Source organism: Fictibacillus sp. S7 (genome assembly GCF_004127935.1).
Lineage (GTDB): Bacteria > Bacillota > Bacilli > Bacillales > Fictibacillaceae > Fictibacillus_C > Fictibacillus_C enclensis.
Window position 1 is genome coordinate 1,574,602 of record NZ_QJKL01000001.1, and the last position, 16,481, is coordinate 1,591,082.

At 47.0% G+C, this 16,481-nt stretch carries 20 protein-coding genes and 1 riboswitch; of the genes, 3 read left to right on the forward strand and 17 right to left on the reverse strand.

All coding sequences use genetic code 11. The features are described from left to right. Positions 1-25: 25 nt before the first annotated feature. Complete coding sequence (locus DMO16_RS08030; RefSeq protein ID WP_129476562.1) at positions 26-688, reverse strand: VOC family protein; 663 nt, start codon at positions 686-688, stop codon at positions 26-28. 69 nt (positions 689-757) lie between these two features. After that, a complete protein-coding gene (locus tag DMO16_RS08035; protein ID WP_061968641.1) occupies positions 758-1,123 on the reverse strand; it encodes a winged helix-turn-helix transcriptional regulator in 366 nt (121 codons plus the stop codon). 134 nt (positions 1,124-1,257) lie between these two features. Between DMO16_RS08035 and DMO16_RS08040 the strand changes: the two genes are divergently transcribed. Both DMO16_RS08040 and DMO16_RS08045 read left to right on the forward strand, forming a co-directional pair. After that, entirely contained in the window at positions 1,258-1,554 is a 297-nt protein-coding gene (locus DMO16_RS08040; protein ID WP_061968639.1) for a hypothetical protein, read from the forward strand. Positions 1,555-1,725: 171 nt separating this feature from the next. Next, positions 1,726-2,760 carry an NlpC/P60 family protein gene (locus tag DMO16_RS08045; protein ID WP_129476565.1) on the forward strand — a complete coding sequence of 345 codons (1,035 nt, stop codon included), beginning with the start codon at positions 1,726-1,728 and terminating at the stop codon, positions 2,758-2,760. Positions 2,761-2,935: 175 nt separating this feature from the next. Here DMO16_RS08045 and DMO16_RS08050 read toward each other — a convergent pair whose 3' ends face one another. The 15 genes from DMO16_RS08050 to DMO16_RS08120 all read right to left on the reverse strand — a co-directional run bounded on the left by DMO16_RS08050 (position 2,936) and on the right by DMO16_RS08120 (position 15,822). Next, positions 2,936-4,273 carry a 5'-deoxyadenosine deaminase gene (locus DMO16_RS08050; RefSeq protein ID WP_129476568.1) on the reverse strand — a complete coding sequence of 446 codons (1,338 nt, stop codon included), beginning with the start codon at positions 4,271-4,273 and terminating at the stop codon, positions 2,936-2,938. Between the two features lie 22 nt (positions 4,274-4,295). Beyond that, a riboswitch (purine riboswitch) is annotated at positions 4,296-4,398 on the reverse strand. Between the two features lie 14 nt (positions 4,399-4,412). After that, positions 4,413-5,039: a DUF1989 domain-containing protein gene (locus DMO16_RS08055; protein ID WP_129476571.1), complete on the reverse strand. Its 627-nt coding sequence runs from the start codon at positions 5,037-5,039 to the stop codon at positions 4,413-4,415. 11 nt (positions 5,040-5,050) lie between these two features. Further along, positions 5,051-5,734 carry a cyclase family protein gene (locus DMO16_RS08060; RefSeq protein WP_061968624.1) on the reverse strand — a complete coding sequence of 228 codons (684 nt, stop codon included), beginning with the start codon at positions 5,732-5,734 and terminating at the stop codon, positions 5,051-5,053. Then, the gene (gene ade / locus DMO16_RS08065; protein WP_129476574.1) at positions 5,734-7,554 is read right to left on the reverse strand and encodes an adenine deaminase; all 1,821 of its coding nucleotides are present in this window, start codon (positions 7,552-7,554) and stop codon (positions 5,734-5,736) included. Before ade ends, DMO16_RS08060 begins: the two co-directional genes overlap by 1 nt. 4 nt (positions 7,555-7,558) lie before the next feature. Beyond that, complete coding sequence (locus DMO16_RS08070; protein WP_061968619.1) at positions 7,559-7,837, reverse strand: EutN/CcmL family microcompartment protein; 279 nt, start codon at positions 7,835-7,837, stop codon at positions 7,559-7,561. Positions 7,838-7,849: 12 nt separating this feature from the next. After that, positions 7,850-8,575: a hypothetical protein gene (locus DMO16_RS08075; protein ID WP_061968617.1), complete on the reverse strand. Its 726-nt coding sequence runs from the start codon at positions 8,573-8,575 to the stop codon at positions 7,850-7,852. Positions 8,576-8,577: 2 nt separating this feature from the next. After that, positions 8,578-8,856 (reverse strand): BMC domain-containing protein, encoded by a 279-nt coding sequence (locus DMO16_RS08080; RefSeq protein ID WP_061968615.1) that lies wholly within the window; start codon positions 8,854-8,856, stop codon positions 8,578-8,580. 66 nt (positions 8,857-8,922) lie between these two features. Continuing rightward, positions 8,923-9,240 carry a BMC domain-containing protein gene (locus tag DMO16_RS08085; protein WP_129476577.1) on the reverse strand — a complete coding sequence of 106 codons (318 nt, stop codon included), beginning with the start codon at positions 9,238-9,240 and terminating at the stop codon, positions 8,923-8,925. 12 nt (positions 9,241-9,252) lie between these two features. After that, entirely contained in the window at positions 9,253-10,119 is an 867-nt protein-coding gene (locus tag DMO16_RS08090) for a hypothetical protein (protein WP_129476579.1), read from the reverse strand. A gap of 15 nt (positions 10,120-10,134) precedes the next feature. Next, positions 10,135-10,398, reverse strand: a complete 264-nt coding sequence (locus DMO16_RS08095; RefSeq protein ID WP_276203838.1) for a BMC domain-containing protein — start codon at positions 10,396-10,398, stop codon at positions 10,135-10,137. 18 nt (positions 10,399-10,416) lie between these two features. Next, positions 10,417-11,757: a UbiD family decarboxylase gene (locus DMO16_RS08100; RefSeq protein WP_129476582.1), complete on the reverse strand. Its 1,341-nt coding sequence runs from the start codon at positions 11,755-11,757 to the stop codon at positions 10,417-10,419. Then, positions 11,754-12,323: a UbiX family flavin prenyltransferase gene (locus tag DMO16_RS08105; RefSeq protein WP_129476585.1), complete on the reverse strand. Its 570-nt coding sequence runs from the start codon at positions 12,321-12,323 to the stop codon at positions 11,754-11,756. The genes DMO16_RS08100 and DMO16_RS08105 overlap by 4 nt, the downstream gene beginning before the upstream one ends. Positions 12,324-12,329: 6 nt before the next feature. Continuing rightward, complete coding sequence (locus DMO16_RS08110; RefSeq protein WP_061968606.1) at positions 12,330-12,920, reverse strand: cysteine hydrolase family protein; 591 nt, start codon at positions 12,918-12,920, stop codon at positions 12,330-12,332. A 14-nt stretch (positions 12,921-12,934) separates the two neighbouring features. Next, positions 12,935-14,407, reverse strand: coding sequence for an allantoinase AllB (gene allB / locus DMO16_RS08115; RefSeq protein WP_129476587.1), 1,473 nt, complete (start codon positions 14,405-14,407; stop codon positions 12,935-12,937). 92 nt (positions 14,408-14,499) lie between these two features. Continuing rightward, positions 14,500-15,822 (reverse strand): nucleobase:cation symporter-2 family protein, encoded by a 1,323-nt coding sequence (locus DMO16_RS08120; protein WP_129476590.1) that lies wholly within the window; start codon positions 15,820-15,822, stop codon positions 14,500-14,502. 176 nt (positions 15,823-15,998) lie between these two features. Here DMO16_RS08120 and DMO16_RS08125 point away from each other — a divergent pair, with 176 nt between their 5' ends. Beyond that, positions 15,999-16,481, forward strand: coding sequence for a (2Fe-2S)-binding protein (locus tag DMO16_RS08125; RefSeq protein ID WP_061968599.1), 483 nt, complete (start codon positions 15,999-16,001; stop codon positions 16,479-16,481).

A 16,481-nucleotide genomic window follows, 5' to 3' on the forward strand; every position in this document is an offset into this window, starting at 1 on the left:
ATCATTTTACATGTGCCGGCTCTTTTTAACTCATCAAAGTATATGGATACCCATTCAGGCTTGTTTTCATCCGGCCCTCTTCCAAAATGATTTCTGCCGGATAAATGTTTGCTTTCTTGCCTGAACCGAGCCAATTTCTTTTTTTATCGGACAGGATCAGCAAGCCGTCTGCGTCCCCAAGCGGGGCAAACGATGCACTGTCATTATGGTATATATTCAGGTTTAATTCCTTTTTCAAATGATCTGCTGCTTGTTTTACATTATCCACCGGCATGCCGATCTCGCTGATATTCAAGATATCCCGGCTAGTAAATGGATGCTCAGTGCCATTGTTCAGCGTATGCCGGGCAATCAGCTCGACAATGTTGCCTGCAGGGTCGTAAAAATAACAGGCATGCGCATCCCAATTGGTAAAATATATTTCATCCTTATCTTCAACCGTATTTAAAGGGACAAGGGCACTTGCCCATTTCTTCGCCTGCGAAAATTGGTTATCAGGAACGGTAAACGCAAAATGGTAATACGATTCCTCTGTCCCTTCAAGAAAAGTGAGCACCGAATCACCTGCGGCGATTCTTAAGGAACCGGGTAAACGGCTCTTCAGCAGAGGCAAACCCAGCACATCATGGTAAAAGTTTTTTTGATCTTCCATACAACAGGTGCGGAGGATCACTTCTTTTATCTTCACTCAGGTACCTCCCATCTTTATAAAGGCTAGTCTTGTAACCTTTTTGCTCTTAGGAGTTAATCTGCTTCTTTAAGACAGCTCTGCTTCGCTTACTTCCTCGTTGAAGTTGTCCCCTACTTTTTGCTGGTGCGACTGTCCCCATTTCTCCATCATCCGCAGTGTATCTTCAAGATCCTTTCCGTATGGTGTAAGTGAATAGACCACTTTGGGAGGCACTTGAGGATATACGGTCCGGGTAATGAGGCCGTCTTCCTCAAGTTCCCGCAGCTGTTGCGTCAAAACCTTTGGAGTAACAGAAAAGAGCTGATCCTTCAACTCCCCAAAGCGATAATCCTTTTCCTGCAGTAAACAAAGGATGACTCCCTTCCACTTCCCACAGACCACATCCAATGTCACTTCTATTGGGTGAAAATACTGCTTTTTTCTTTCCTTCATGAATCCAATCCCCCTGATTATTTAGTGATCCATGGTATCCAAAAAGTAACTACCTATCAAAAAAGTACATACTATTTAAATTTCCAATGTACCAGTATACTTAGTATAGAACAGATTCCATGAAAGGAAAATGTATGAAGAAAGAAAATTTTCATCTTAAAATATCCCTGCTTAATAAAGCAGGAAAAACCTATGTCCACCCCGATGATCTTCCTGCCGTCCTTAATCTGCTGCACTCCGCGTCAGAGGCAGGGTTAGCGGTAAAAATAGAATATTTCGATGATATATTGGCCTACCGTACGGCCACTTCCGTTGTAGGAGAAACCATACTAAGTGTAAATAAATCAACCAATGAAACACTTTTTTTTGGTCCCTATACATTTAAAAATCTCGCACATTCCCTTAACATCCAACTTTCATATCAAAAATAATCCTTGCTGTCTGAAAAGATCCTGCAAGGATTTTTCGTTGAAGGAAAGCACTTACTTTTTTACTATCCCCTTCTTCCGATCCATGACTTTCGAACGAAAAATTTCTGATAAAAAGGAAACGGTTCTCCTTTAACGGAATTTTTTATTATCTACAGAAAAAGGAGGCTCAACATGAAGTACATAAAAAAATGGACAGGAACACTTTTTGCAGCAGGATTAATTTTCTCAATGTTTACGGGAACAGCAAAAGGTGCAGATACCCCGCAGACAAAGGACCTATCTCCTACGACGGCTTATGTGGATGTAGCTGCAGCAACGCTTTGGACAAAGCCTGCACAAACCAGGCCACTGGACGCACCTTCACTGAGCAATCCCGTTGATCTGAGAAAATGGACAACGAGCATGACGTACGAGGATAAACTATGGCTTGTGGGTCCACTCGAAACGCAGGCTTTGTACGGGAACAAAGTCACCATTACCGATCAGCAGGGAGATTGGGTAAAAGTAGCAGTCGACGGGCAGCCAACACCAAGACTGGAAGCCGGCTATCCCGGCTGGATGCCGAAATCACAGCTCGTGTACAACAAAAAGTTCGCTAAAATGAAAGAAGCAACAAAGCCTTTCGCGCTCGTTAAAAGTCCTACCACCTGGCTGTATAAGAACGCTTCTTTAAAAACAAAACAAATTGAAATCAGCTATAATACGAGACTTCCGATCTCTAAAGTAAAAAGCACATCAATTGGGGTAGTGACACCAGAAGGAAAAACGCGTTATCTTGACCGCAAGGACGTACGAGTTTACCTGACGGATGAATCCATTCCCACCCCTACAGGCGAGGACCTGGTGAATGAAGGCAAGAAATTCCTCGGACTGCCGTATCTTTGGGCGGGAACCTCCGGATTCGGATTTGACTGTTCCGGTTTTACACACACCCTTTATAAAGCCGCCGGCATTACCATTCCAAGGGATTCAGGCCCACAATCCCGTTCAGGAACACCAGTCGCATGGGAAGACCTGCAGCCTGGAGATCTGCTGTTCTTCGCCTATAACAATGGAACGGGCAGTGTCCACCATGTCGGCATGTATGCAGGAAATGGCATGATGATCCATTCACCAAACTCCAGTACCACTGTAAGAATCGATAAAATTGAAGGAATCTATGCTCAAGAATATGCGGGAGCAAGACGCTATCTTCCACAAAATTAAAATGAAGCACACGGCCTAACAAGCCGTGTGTTTTTTTCTTTTGAAAAAACTCGTGCTTTTTCTTGTGAAAAAACTCGTGTTTTTTCTTTGCGTATATGAATTTGCACATCACTTCTTGATATAAAGCAAGGATAAAGCCAGTAAAAGAGGGCATTATTGATTGATCATTTAAACGCTACGAATAGACTCCTTCGCTCCGTTTCAGCAGCCGCCGGATACATTTGTTCGATTCATGGAGAACCGTATGTTTATCCATCCTTTTCATCATGCGATTTTCCATCGCGATGTTTCCATCAATAATCACCGTCTCGACATCCGCCCGCGTAGCTGAATAAACGATACGGGAAATGGGGTCCGTTCCATAGGATGGATACATATGAAAATCATTAAGATTCAGAATGGCCATGTCCGCTTTTTTTCCCACTTCAAGACTTCCAATCTCATGTTCCATGCCGACTGCTCTTGCTCCGCCGATGGTGGCCATTTTAAACACGGTTTTTGCATTCATCGAGGTTGGACCGTGAATCGGTTTTTGGATGAGAGCAGCAAGCCTCATTTCATTTAGCATGTCCAGATTGTTGTTACACGGGGCTCCATCTGCACCCAGGCTGATGAAAATATCCTCCCTCAGCATTTGCGGCACCTCTGCAATGCCGGAAGAAAGTTTCAAGTTGGAGCCCGGACAATGGCTTACCTTCACTTTGCGTTTTTTGATGATGCTTTTTTCCTCCTCATTGAGCCACACACAATGAGCGAGAATTAATTTTTCGTTTGCAAGTCCGATATGATCGAGATACATCACATTTCGCATTCCCGTTTCCCGTTCGACAATGGCGATCTCACCCTTGTTTTCTGCCGCATGGGTATGTACAAACACGCCATGCTGCTTTGAAAGATTACGCACTTCGGTGAGCAGCTCCTCACTGCAGGAAACAACAAAACGTGGGCAAAAAGCATATTGAATACGGCCATTTTCCCTCCCATGCCACTTTTCCAGCAGGTCAGCGCTCTGCTGCAGCGACTTTGACGTACTTTCCCTCAAGGGGCTTGGAACATCCGTTCCCTTATCCATCATTACTTTTCCCGACAGAGCCCGTATGCCGCTTTGTGCGATCGCTTGAAATGCAGCGTCCGTATGATTGACGGTTTCCATATCCACGATGGTGGTTGTGCCGCTCTGTATCAGTTCACCCGTTCCCAGCAATGCCGAATAATAGATCGATTCTTCATCATGGGAAGCTTCAAGCGGCCATATTTTTTGCCGGAGCCAGTCCATCAATTCGAGATCATCTGCCTGTCCCCTGAATAAGGTCTGGCACAGGTGAATATGCGTTTGGACAAAACCGGGAATAACCGTTTTATGTTTCGCATTAATGATGACATCCGCATGGCGGTCGAGCCCCGGCCCGATCTCTTTAATTCGGTTGTCCTCAACGTAAAGGTCGCCATGTACGATTTCTTCCTTTTCGTTCATTGTGATGATTTCAGCGTTTTTTATGATCAATGAAGACATGCTTTTCCTCCTTATCGGGGCAAAAAGAAAAGAATGATTTCATAGCATGGAATATTTAAGGTACTCCAGTAGATACTTTCGATCCGTATTATCGAAACTATATGAAATCGATATGGGTTTACTTCTAAAATCCCTAATGTTAAATACGTGCTTTATTTAAAATCTGAAGTTTTAGTTCCGTTACTTTAAAGCCGTTCACCGGTGCAAGATCCTGGGAACAAGTGGAGCAGGCAACGATGACATCATCCAGTGCTTTTAACCGTACAAAATCTCCTGGCTTGGAAAGCGGTTCACTGATAACGTAATCTCCATTTTCATCAAGAATATTATTCATAAACCAGTTGATCGGATCAGGTACCGGAAGATGACCGAGTGAATAATAGGCTAGCGCTTTGTTTAAATTATCATGGCAGTTCGGATGGTCTTCGAGTCCAAAGTCTACTTTGTACCGGTAATAGTCGCAGGCTGGAAAGAAAAAATCATGCTTGCCCACCGTATCCTGAACCAGCTGCATGAGCGGCCGCCGGCGGTTGCTGTACAGCAGATCGCCTGCCTTCAGTGAAATACTGCCTAAGCTGGCCCTCATATGAACAGGCGAAACATATTCATCCGGATCTTGCAGTGAAAAGCAGACAAAGTCCCCAACCTGCTTTCCATCCACATCAATAATGATAAGCTCCTCCCCTGCTTTTATGAGGGCGCTTCTGCCCTCATAAGCCGGAATCAAGATTTCCTCCTTAATTCGGTAGGTATCGTGAATGGACATGGCTACTCCTCCTATTCAATAAAAACAGCTACAGCCCGCACTGGCGACCCCGTTCCATTCCGGATTCTTAGTGGGAGGCCAAAATAGAGGAACCGCATATTTGCGACCTGATCAAGATTACAGAGGTTTTCCGTATTGGTGATGCCGTATTCCTTGCAGATCAGGTGTCCCGAGTAGTCCAAATCCAGCGGATTGTCAATAGCAGGCGCATCAATTCCGATGTTTACCACCCCTTTTTCAGCAAGCCATCGGGCACCTTCATAATCCAGGCCGGAATACCTGTTCAGCCATTCCTCTGTTCCATAGGCACGGTTATAATGCCCTGTATACAGAAGGCATATATCTCCCTTTTGGAGGAGCTGTCCCGAACGGTCCAGAGCATTTTCCAGTTCAACTGGTGTGATATAGTCTTCCGGCTGAATGTGGGAGAGATCAAGACAAACGGCTGGACCGTAAAAATAGTCAAGCGGCATTTCGTCAATATACTTCCCGCCGGGATCATACTCGTAAGTGGCGTCGCTGTGTGTCGGTCCGTGCTCATTGATGAGAAGGTTGTTTGTGGCAAAGGGGAAACCGATCTTTTTAATGCTTTCCTCATGAGAAAGATTGGGAAAAATCATTGTTTTTTGATGAAGAGGAAAGACGGGCATGCCCTGGTAAATCTCCTGCGACAAATCAACAAGTTTCACCCCCATCAGCCTTCCTCCTTCAATACAGTAGGAATAACCGTAAAGGAATCCACGTCGATCAATCCCATATCAGTTATTTTCCATTCCGGGCTGGTTACCAGCGACAAGAAAGAGAGATGCATAAAAGGAACATGGATTGCGCACCCTAATTCCTCCTCTGCCAGCCGGTGAAGTTCAGCAATTCGGGTACTGACTTCCTGCCCTGTCATCTCGTCGGTCATCAATCCTCCGATGTTCAGTGGCAAATCGCCGACGACTCGTCCGTCATGAATCAGTGCAATTCCGCCATTCATCGCAATTACCCTGTTCACCGCTGTTACCATATCTTCGTAATTGGTGCCGCAAACGATGATATTGTGCGTGTCATGCGCTACGCTTTCGGCAATCGCGCCTCGTTTCAACTGAAACCCGTGAAGAAAGGTTTTTCCGATACGACCTGATCGGCCGTGCCGTTCGAGAACCAATAGGGGCAATACATCCTGCTGGAGGCAAGGCTGGATCTTTCCATCACGAACCGATAACTGGAATTGTGCCGAACCAGTTAGATTTTGATCCGGGATCACCTTAATGGCCCGGACATGTGCCCTGGATCCAGAAGCTTCAATGGCCAAATCATCTATTTTTACCGATTTGCGTTTGACAGAGCATTTGACAATTTCAGGGTATTTGTAAGCAGGAAGATCGATGATTAGTTCCTTTTGCTGTGCAGCTTTTTTCCCTTTAAGATAGACTGAATCAATCGTCATGTTCATCAGATCATTTATGACAGCAATATCGGCCTTTTTTCCTGGAGTAAGCACACCACTTTCTTTAAACCCAAAATGGGCAGCGGCATTGATGGTCACCATCTGGATCGCCTCGACCGGATCGATTCCCTGTGCAATGGTTCTTTTGACAATGTCATTCATATGGCCCATCTCCATAAGGTCTTCCGGTACCACATCATCTGAAACGAGGATCGCACGCCGGGAATCCATTCCTTCTTCCGTGATTGCCCGGATGCATTCTGCCATATTCCGCTGGGATGATCCTTCTCTCATGAACACACTGACACCGTTGCGCAGCTTTTCCATCATTTCTTCTTTGGTCGTCGTCTCATGGCAGGAAATGTGGGTTCCTCCGCTAATAATATGGGCCGCGAGCTCTTTTCCGAACAAAGCTGGTGCATTTCCCTCCACCGTCTTGTTGATGCTTTTTGCGTAGGAAACAGACGCTATAAGATCATCAATGAGTTCAGGAGCATGCTGGTAGACCGGTCTGACATTGCTGAAACCCTGAATCTCACCAATCCCCTGTACGAGAGGATCATTTAGCAGTTCTGCCATGTCCCCTGATCCAATGTCCCTTCCTGCTGTCTCCAGTCCGGGAGCATCCGGCGTTAAACAGGGAACGGTAAAATAGACCGTGTTGGGCAGTCTCCTTGCCTCTTTAATCATTTCCTGTATGCCATGCACTCCGAGCACATTACCAATTTCATGTGGATCAGCAACAATCGTGGTCGTTCCGGTGGGGATAGACAGCCTGGAAAATTCAGTAACTGTAAGCATTGCGCTTTCAAAATGCATATGAGAATCAATAAAACCAGGGCAGATATACTTACCTTCCACATCTTCCACTTTGGTTGAAGGTCCTTCCAGGTCTGTGCAATCCCCGACCAATAAAATATATTCTCCTTTTATGGCCACATCGGCTGGATAAATTTCACGTGTGATGACATTAATAAACTGGCCGCCCTTTAAAATGGTGTCTGCATACTGGTTGGCATCAAGCAGCACATCAATGAGTTTCCTCCATTGAATGGCTTCTTTAATACCTTTTGTGTCCATATTCCTAACCTCCCTGCCTTTCCCAATCGAGACTGTCAATGATGCCCACAATGGCTGCATCAATGGGTGCATCCTTATTGGCCGCCGCCCGGGACGCCATGCTTCCCGTAACATAAAGAACCTTCTCTCCTACACCCGCACCTACCGTATCTACAGCAATGATCGGCATGCCGCTTTGGGATTCACCCATGCCGATCGGCTGTGTAATCAGCAGTTTTGTGCCTATCAATTTATCATCCTTTCGTGTAGCTGTTACTCTTCCAATCACCACGCCCATATACATATTCGCTTCCCCTTACTTTCTGGCAATCGAAATTTTGTGTTGTTTTGCCGCATCCCTTGCCAACGGTGTAATGATTTCATGCTTCTCTGCAGTAATGAATTTCCGGCCCTTTTTTAAAGCCTGCAGCACATCCGCTTCTGTAATCAAGGCGTTTTTTTTCTTTTCTTCCAGCCAGGACAGCACGCTGTTATCTGAGCCCTCTACTTTGATGCCCATCTTTTTAAGCTGAGTCATTTGGCTGTAAAGCTTATCGTTTAAGTGATCTGTTCCGAGGTTCAAATTTTTATTGGCAAACACCGGATGAAAAGGATTTGCACCGCACGACAGTGCAACTACTTTTTTACCGTTAAGCAATGCCTGCAAAATAAAGCGTACCAAGGTTCTTTGGTCATTAAACCGCAAAAGGTCGGAAACTAAAGAAAATGATAGAACCGGTATGAGGACATAGTCGGTTCTCCGAAGAACATCCCCTGTTAAAAAGGATTCCGGATACAGGGCGTCGTGACGGCACTCTGCGGCCAGACTGGCAATCGTAATATGCTGCAGCAGCGTTCCTTCTGCAACGATTTCCATCCGGATTCTCTTTTTCCCCGCTTCCCTGAGCAGTGTCCAACCTTGCTCCATCCCTGTGAAGTGATAGGTTAAGAGTGAAAGGACACGCGGAACTTCCTTATTCTCCGAAAAAAGCAGTTCAAGCAGGGTATTTTTTACGACCGTACTCTGCCTGGCGCCATACACTCTTATTCTCCTTTAGACAGCAGCGCTCTTTCAATTTCACTGTGGGGGCGAGGAATGACATGTACAGATACCAATTCTCCCACACGGCTCGCAGCACTTGCCCCCGCCTCTGTAGCCGCCTTTACCGCACCAACGTCCCCTCTTACCATGACGGTCACCAGACCGAATCCTACCTTTTCGTACCCGCAGATTTCCACATTGGCAGCTTTCACCATGGCATCTGCGGCTTCAATTGCACCGACCAGGCCTTTTGTTTCAATCAAGCCTAACGCTTCGCCCATTCTATTATTCCTCCTGTTTTCTTGGATTGGCACCGTTGATGCTTTTTGTTCATTACCTTCAGACATTTAACCCCTCTCCGTTTCTTTATCTGCATTCAGCTTAAACCGGGACAGGAGTTTTTCTGCCACATTGCTGTGAGTGCTTGGAATAACGTGGGCTGAGATGACCTTCCCCACCCGTTCGGCCTCCTTTTTCCCTGCATCAACCGCTGAGGCCACGGCGGCTACATCTCCGCTGAGGTGAAGGGTGACACCTAATGCCCCCTGAACGCCAATTACTTTTTCGATCGCGGCAATCTTCACATCAGCGGCTTTTACAGCGGCATCTGCTGCGGATACAGCGGCACAATATCCGACGGTTTCAATCATGCCCAATGCATGCACATTTCTCACTCCTTACTGTTGGATTTCTCCGAAAAAACCGGGCAAATAGCTGGCAAGCTGTTCATGAGCACCATAAAGAACCAGATATTTCTCCTCAATCCTGTATCTGATATTGGTTGATGCGAGCTCTTGCAGCACCGGCAAAAGAAGAGAATAGGATTCATACCGGCCAAGACCTTCCATAATGGCAACAGCCCCTCTTATTCCCGTGAGTTCCAGCTGGTTCAACAGCCATGATCCCGGCTGCTCCAAGTAAAAAAGTTTATTCTTTTTTTTCGTTTGACGGTTTAGAGATTGCCACATGTTTTCTGCGGTAGTTTCAAGTAACCTGCAATCGTTATGAAAGAGTTCCAAAAGAAAGGCTGTCTTCCCGTTTTTGTCCCATTGAATGAAATATTTCATATCCTCCGTACGGCTTAATTCCTCCTGAAGAATGACAAGCTGTCCGGGAGATGATACAGGAGCGGAGAAAACGGCAACTCCCTGGGCGGGAATTGGGCGATGAAACCATTCCAGCCTTTCATGCGGAAGATTGGTATAGAGCCAGGCGGCCAGACCCGATGGGGCTGATCCGATCAGCCGGCCGCACGGTTGTCCGGCGGCGGTGTTTTCGGTCCGATGATTTGCAGGTACAGTTATTCCTCTCTCAGCTCCCTGGGCAAGTGTCAGGATATTCAACCGGGAAACGAGCTCATCATCTGGAGATGTGATTTTCTCATTATTTCCCTTCAACTCGTTCAACCGTTTTTCCCGCATGGCATTCTGATAGTTTGGCCGGTGCAGCTTCTGATGAACTGCAGGAGGCTCTTTTTCCTTTTTTGGCGGCCGTTCAGCCGGGCGAAGCACTTCTTGAACAATCGCACGCATAAATTCTGACACGAGCTCCCACCTCCCCTACAGAATCTTTGCCAGTTCGGAATGTGGCCGTGGAATTACATTCGATGAGATGAGCTCTCCCCCTGTTTGAATGTGAGCCTGCCTGCCCACTTCAATGGCGGACGAAACGGCAGCCACATCTCCCTCTATAATGACTGTAACCAATCCTGAACCTACCTTTTTAAATGAGGTCAACTGAACATTTGCCGCTTTAGCCATCGCATCCAACGCTTCAACAGCAGCCGTCAGCCCCCGTGTTTCAATCATGCCGATCGCATTCAATCCTGCGTTCCTCCTTGTTTACAAATAATCTTTTAAATCAATCGGACCAAACGGAACAGAGGTCCGCTTAAACACCTCTTTTTTGTCCAAAGGAACAGTTGCATCCACACCCATCTTCGCCGTGACCCCTCTAAGGTTGTGAGAGGCTTCAAGAGGCGAGCCCTTTGCACCCGGAACAATGAAAATATCCTGGTCGGCCTGCACCCTTACCGCCAGCGCCCACTCCACATCTTCCGGGTTAAAGATGTCCACATCTTCATCCACGACAATTACATGCTTCAGATCCTTATCACTGGCAAAAGCTGCAAGAGCAGCTTGTTTCCCGTCCCCTTCTGTTACCTTTTCAATTTGAATCACCGCGTGGAACCTGGCCACACCACCCATGGTGATATGAACTTTTTTTACATTGGGCACGGTCTGTCTGACCGTGCTCAACAGCGTGGCTTCACGTACGAGCGCCATGGGCAGCCGTTCTTCATAACTTGATGGGAAAATCGTCTGGCAAATGGCCTGATCACGGTACGTAACCGCAGAAAACTCAATTACAGGCTGCAATGCGCGGGTTCCATAATATCCGGCCAGTTCACCGAACGGCCCTTCTAACTCCCTTGCATTAGGCAGCACCTTTCCTTCCAGCACAATCTCGGCTTCAGCAAGAACTTCCAGATCGACCGTCCGGCACTGAACCACATCCAGCGCCTGGCCGATCAATGCTCCCGCTACATCCAGCTTGTCGGTATGGTACAGGTGCGTGCTGATTTGTGAGCTGAGAACCACGGCCGGAACAACACCAAACATAACGGCAACTTCCATCGGTTCATTCCGCTTTTCATAATCATAAAATTGATGAAGCAATTCGGGGGAAGTAATAAGAACACTGGTCTTGTTCTCTCCGAGAAACTGCATCCTTCTGATGGACGTGTAGCGTCTTAGGCCTGAAGGGTCCTTGACCACAAGAATTCCTGAAACATAATAAGAACCTGAATCTTCTTCATGAAACGTAGGGATGGGGAAAAGAGTATCCAAATCGAACGAGCCGAGAATGACATTGTCATGCACTGGTCCGGAGGCCACCAAGTGGGTTGGGATGGGAGATACAATCGACTGGATGATTTTTGGAATAAGCTGGTTGACAGGAACACCGATACTATCCGCTACAAGCTGGCGGTCTCCTCCGAGGCCTCCGACCATGGGAGAGTGATAGCCTTTTACGTTTTCAAAATAAAACGGCTGCTTTCCCTGTTTTGATTTAAGGACGGCTCCCAGTTCATAAAGCGGATCCACCTCTCTTTTTACACGAAGAAGCTTTTGTTCGGATTCCCACTGGTCCAGCAGTGAACGAAGTGTGGCTGGATTCATTCTTTCTCCCCCCATCGCTCCAGAAGCGCATGGTCAATTCCCAACATGTCCAGAATTCTCCCGGACATAAAGTTCACCAGCTCCCAAATCTCCTTCGGCTTATGATAAAAACCTGGTGAAGCGGGCATAATGCAGGCTCCTGCCTCCGCAAGCCTCGTCATGTTCTGAAGATGGATGAGATGAAAAGGAGCTTCCCTTGGGACAACGATCAGCTGCCGTCTCTCCTTCAGCACGACGCTCGCAGCACGGCTGAGCAATGTGTCACCGACACCATTAGCGAGTGAACCGAGCGTGTTCATCGAGCAAGGGACAACCACCATTCCATCCGTTAAAAAAGATCCACTGGCAATGGAAGCAAATAAATTTTTATTGCTGTGGATCTCAGCATACGGCTTCAGTGCTTCCATGCTGATCCCGCATTCAAACTGCAGCACCTTTTCTCCCATCTGGGTAACGATCAGGTGCGTTTCGATTCCCAGCTGATGCAGGGCCCGGACGAGCGAGTAGCCATACAGAGCACCGCTCGCTCCTGTTACACCGACAATGATCCGTTTGTTTTGGCCCATGGCAGATTATACGACCTGGTTGTTATTCGAGAACTTTTTTCTTGCCGCTTCCATGTACTCTTTCGTTGTCATGATGTCTCCGAATAAATCAATGTCCCGAAGTCCGGATTCATGCATTGAATCATCCTTGGAGGCTGTGGAATCCGACAGGCAAATCACGTTGTAGCCATGATAAAGCGCGTCAGAACCGGTGCTTCTCACGCACACATTGGTCCATACCCCTGTCAGCACGACGGTATCTATTTCCTCTTCCCGGCAGAACAAATCAAAATCGGTATAGCTGAATGCACTGTGTCTTCTTTTTTGAACCACATAATCTCCCTTGCTTTCATCCGGCTGAAGTTCGGGAATGAACTGCGAGCCCCATGTTCCTTTTATCGCATGAACAGGACGGACCCGGAAATCACGGTCATTTTGCCGGTGAGCTTCCTGGACGAACACAACCTGTATATTCTCTTCATGGCAAAAGTCCACGAGCTCTTTAATGGCTGGAACGATTTTCTCTCCATTTTCACAGCGAAGTGCCGCTTTTTCCCCAATAAAGTCATTCAGCATGTCAATGACCACAACCACATGCTTCTTTCCCCTCAATTCCATAGGCATCTCCTTTCTTATTTGCTTTTTTCCAGCTGCTGCCGTGCGGCTGATGGCTGATTTGCCGTTTCATAGTTTTCATACTTCAGCATTCGCTCAAGGCGCTGGATGCTCTGTCGTTTCACGTATTCTCCGTATCCGGCTGTACCTGTAATTCCGCCTTTTTCATAGTCATAGACAACGGTTCCTCTTAAGATCGTCTGCACCGGGCGCCCTTTGAGCTTGATTCCGTGCAATGGATTGTATTTGGCCATCGACTCTGTCTGTTTTTCATCAATGACCCACTCATGATCAAGATCAATAACCGTAAAATCGGCATCACTGCCGATTTCCATGGCTCCTTTTTTCGGATAGATGCCATAATGAACCGCGGCATTCTTGCTTGTTACTTCAACAAAACGGGATAGCGACAGCCGTCCTTTGTTCAGTCCCTCGCTGACCAGGATCGGAACCATGGTCTCCACACCCGGAATGCCAGGGAAGCTGTTCCATATGGAAGAATCGGCTGCGGCCTTTTCAGTTGCGATTTCATATGGCGCATGATCTGTGCCTACAAAGTCAATAGTTCCATCCGCCAATGCCTGCCAGTGAGCCTGGTTATCTTCCTTGCCTCTCAGAGGAGGAGCGATTTTGGCAAAGGTTCCTCTTTCGGTCATGGAGTCCTGTGCATTCAGCATCAAGTAATGAGGACACGTTTCCGATGTCACCTTAACACCGCGTTTTTTCGCTTCACGTACCAGTTTAACGCCTTCTTTGGTGCTCATATGAACGACATGAACACGCGCATCCGTGGCTTCTGCATAGCTGATAATAAGTTCAATGGCTACTTTTTCCGCAAGCGCCATCCGTGCTTCTGCCCAGGCCGGGCCATCTTCCCTTCCTTCATTCTTCAGCTTTTCTGTATAGAAGGTACAAATATCATAGTTCTCCGCATGAACCCCGATTGGCATTCCTGTTTTTGCGACTTTTTGAAAAATCTCCAGCATTTCGCCGTCGGACACTTTCGGAAAGGTTGGCACGGATGGCGTCATGTATACCTTGAACGCTACAACACCTTCATCGATTTGTGGATAGATGTTATCGATCCAGCCATTGCGGGCATCCTCTCCCGTCATGCCGCCCCAGAAGCAATAATCAATATACGCCTGTCCCCGGATTGGAGCGATTTTTTTCTGAAAGCTCTCCCCATCTCGTACAGAAGGCTTGGAACAACATGGCATATCAATAATGGTCGTTAATCCTCCCGCTGCCGCTGACCGTGAACCTGTCGCAAACGTTTCCCGGTGGGTGAACCCTGGATCCATAAAATGAGTATGCGGATCAATACAGCCTGGAACCACCAGTTTGCCCTCCATGTCCAGTACCTTGTCCGCATTTAAGGTTTGAATATCATTGCAAAAGCCGGTAATCCTGCCCTCTTGAACGAGAATGTTGGTGATTACCGTCCGGTCTCCTTGTGGGATCATTGCATTTTTTAAAATCAGATCCATTTCCGACTCTCCTTTAGACTTTTTTAGAACAAAACAGTGATAAGGAACGGTACTGGCAGGGGGCCAGATCGCCGCCCCCGAACCATAAGCTGTTATATTGCGTCCCCATCGGCTTTCAGCTGCTTCATCCTTTCCTGCTCATGTATATTCATAGACTTGAAATTAAATACTAGATTCAGCAAAATCGCCGTTAAACTTCCAATGACGATCCCATTTTCCACAAGGAGCCTTACACCGTCCGGAAGCTCGCTGAACACCATGGGAACGACGGCAGTCCCTAACCCGATTCCTACCGAACAAGCGACAATCAGAAGATTTTCATTGCTTGAAAAATCGGCTTGTGACAGCATTTTCACACCTGAAGCAATGACCATTCCAAACATCGGTACCATCGCCCCGCCAAGGACTGCCGTTGGAATAATGGTGGTGAGAGCCGCAATCTTGGGAAGCAGGCCCAGAAGTATTAAAAAGCCGCCAGCGGCAATGACCACATTTCTTGTTTTTACTTTTGTCAATGCCACAAGCCCAACGTTCTGTGAGAAGGACGTATAGGGAAAGGAATTAAAAATTCCGCCAATCACAATAGCAAATCCTTCTGCCCTCAGGCCTTTCTTAATGTCCCGGGATTCAAGCTTCCGGTCACAAATGTCCCCTAACGCGAGAAATACACCGGTAGACTCAATCATGCTCACAATGGCGACAATAGACATGGTGAGTATGGCCGAAACGTGAAATTCAGGCATTCCGAAATAAAACGGCTGTACCATATGAAACCAGGACGCATCTTTAACAGGGGTGACATCCACAATCCCCATAAAGGAAGCAAGAACGGTTCCCGCGATCAGAGATAACAATACAGAGATCGCCCGGACATAGCCTCTGGAAAACCGGTTAATTAAAATGATCAGCAAGAATGTAAAGCTTGCAAGTGCCAAATTTTCCAGACTGCCAAATCCTTTCGATCCAAGTCCCCCTGCCGCATTGTTCATGGCAACCGGGATCAGCGACACCCCGATAATGAGTACAACTGAACCTGTTACAACCGGCGGAAAAAATTTAAGGATTTTGCCGACAAACTGTGAAAGCACCATGACGACCAGTCCCGAGGCGATAATCGCGCCATAAATCGCCGTAATTCCTTCAAGTTTTCCAATTGCAATCATGGGCGCCACAGCTGTGAATGTACAGCCGAGAATGACCGGTAACCTGATACCAAAATGCCTACCGCCAATAACCTGCAGCAGGGTGGCAATTCCGCAGGTAAACAGGTCAATAGAGATCAGATAGGCCAGCTGCTGGGCATTCATCCCAATGGCCGGTCCAACGATGAGCGGTACAATGACTGCTCCGGCATACATGGCAAGAACATGCTGCAGCCCAAGTACTCCTACTTTCCACGTTTTCAATTGAGCCATTCTGCTTCCCTCCCAGATGTTTGTTATTCTTGTGAATTTCTCAACATCACCTCCCTTAAAAGCTATGAAAATAGGAATGTTTTTGAAAAAACCTACTATATTTGTACAAACTTCATTTAGTGCTAGCCCAAAAGAGCATGTTGATTTGTCCTAAAATTATATTGGGAGGTCGGACAATGAAGACCATTGATTTTTTCGTAAATGGAACAGAGATTTCGGTTACATGCAGTCCTTCGAAAACACTTCTGGAGGTTCTCCGGGAAGATGCGGGTTTAACCGGCAGTAAGGAATGCTGCGGCAAGGGAGAATGCGGTTCTTGTACCGTGTCGCTAAACGGCCTGCCAGTTTGTTCCTGCCTCGTGCTCGCCGGACAGGTTCATGGGGAAAACATCATTACAGTGGAAGGCATTGGCACACCGGAAAATATGGATCCCGTCCAGCAAGCGTTTATGGATGAGGGGGCTACCCAATGCGGCTACTGTACGCCAGGTCTGATTGTATCTGCAAGATCTTATTTGAACAGCATCGGCCACCTGCCCGGCCTGGACGAAATCAAGCAGGCACTAGGCGGCAACCTTTGCCGTTGTACAGGCTATACAAAAATACTGAAGGCCGTTCAAACAGCAGCTGAAAAACAACTGACGTTCAGGGAACTTTAG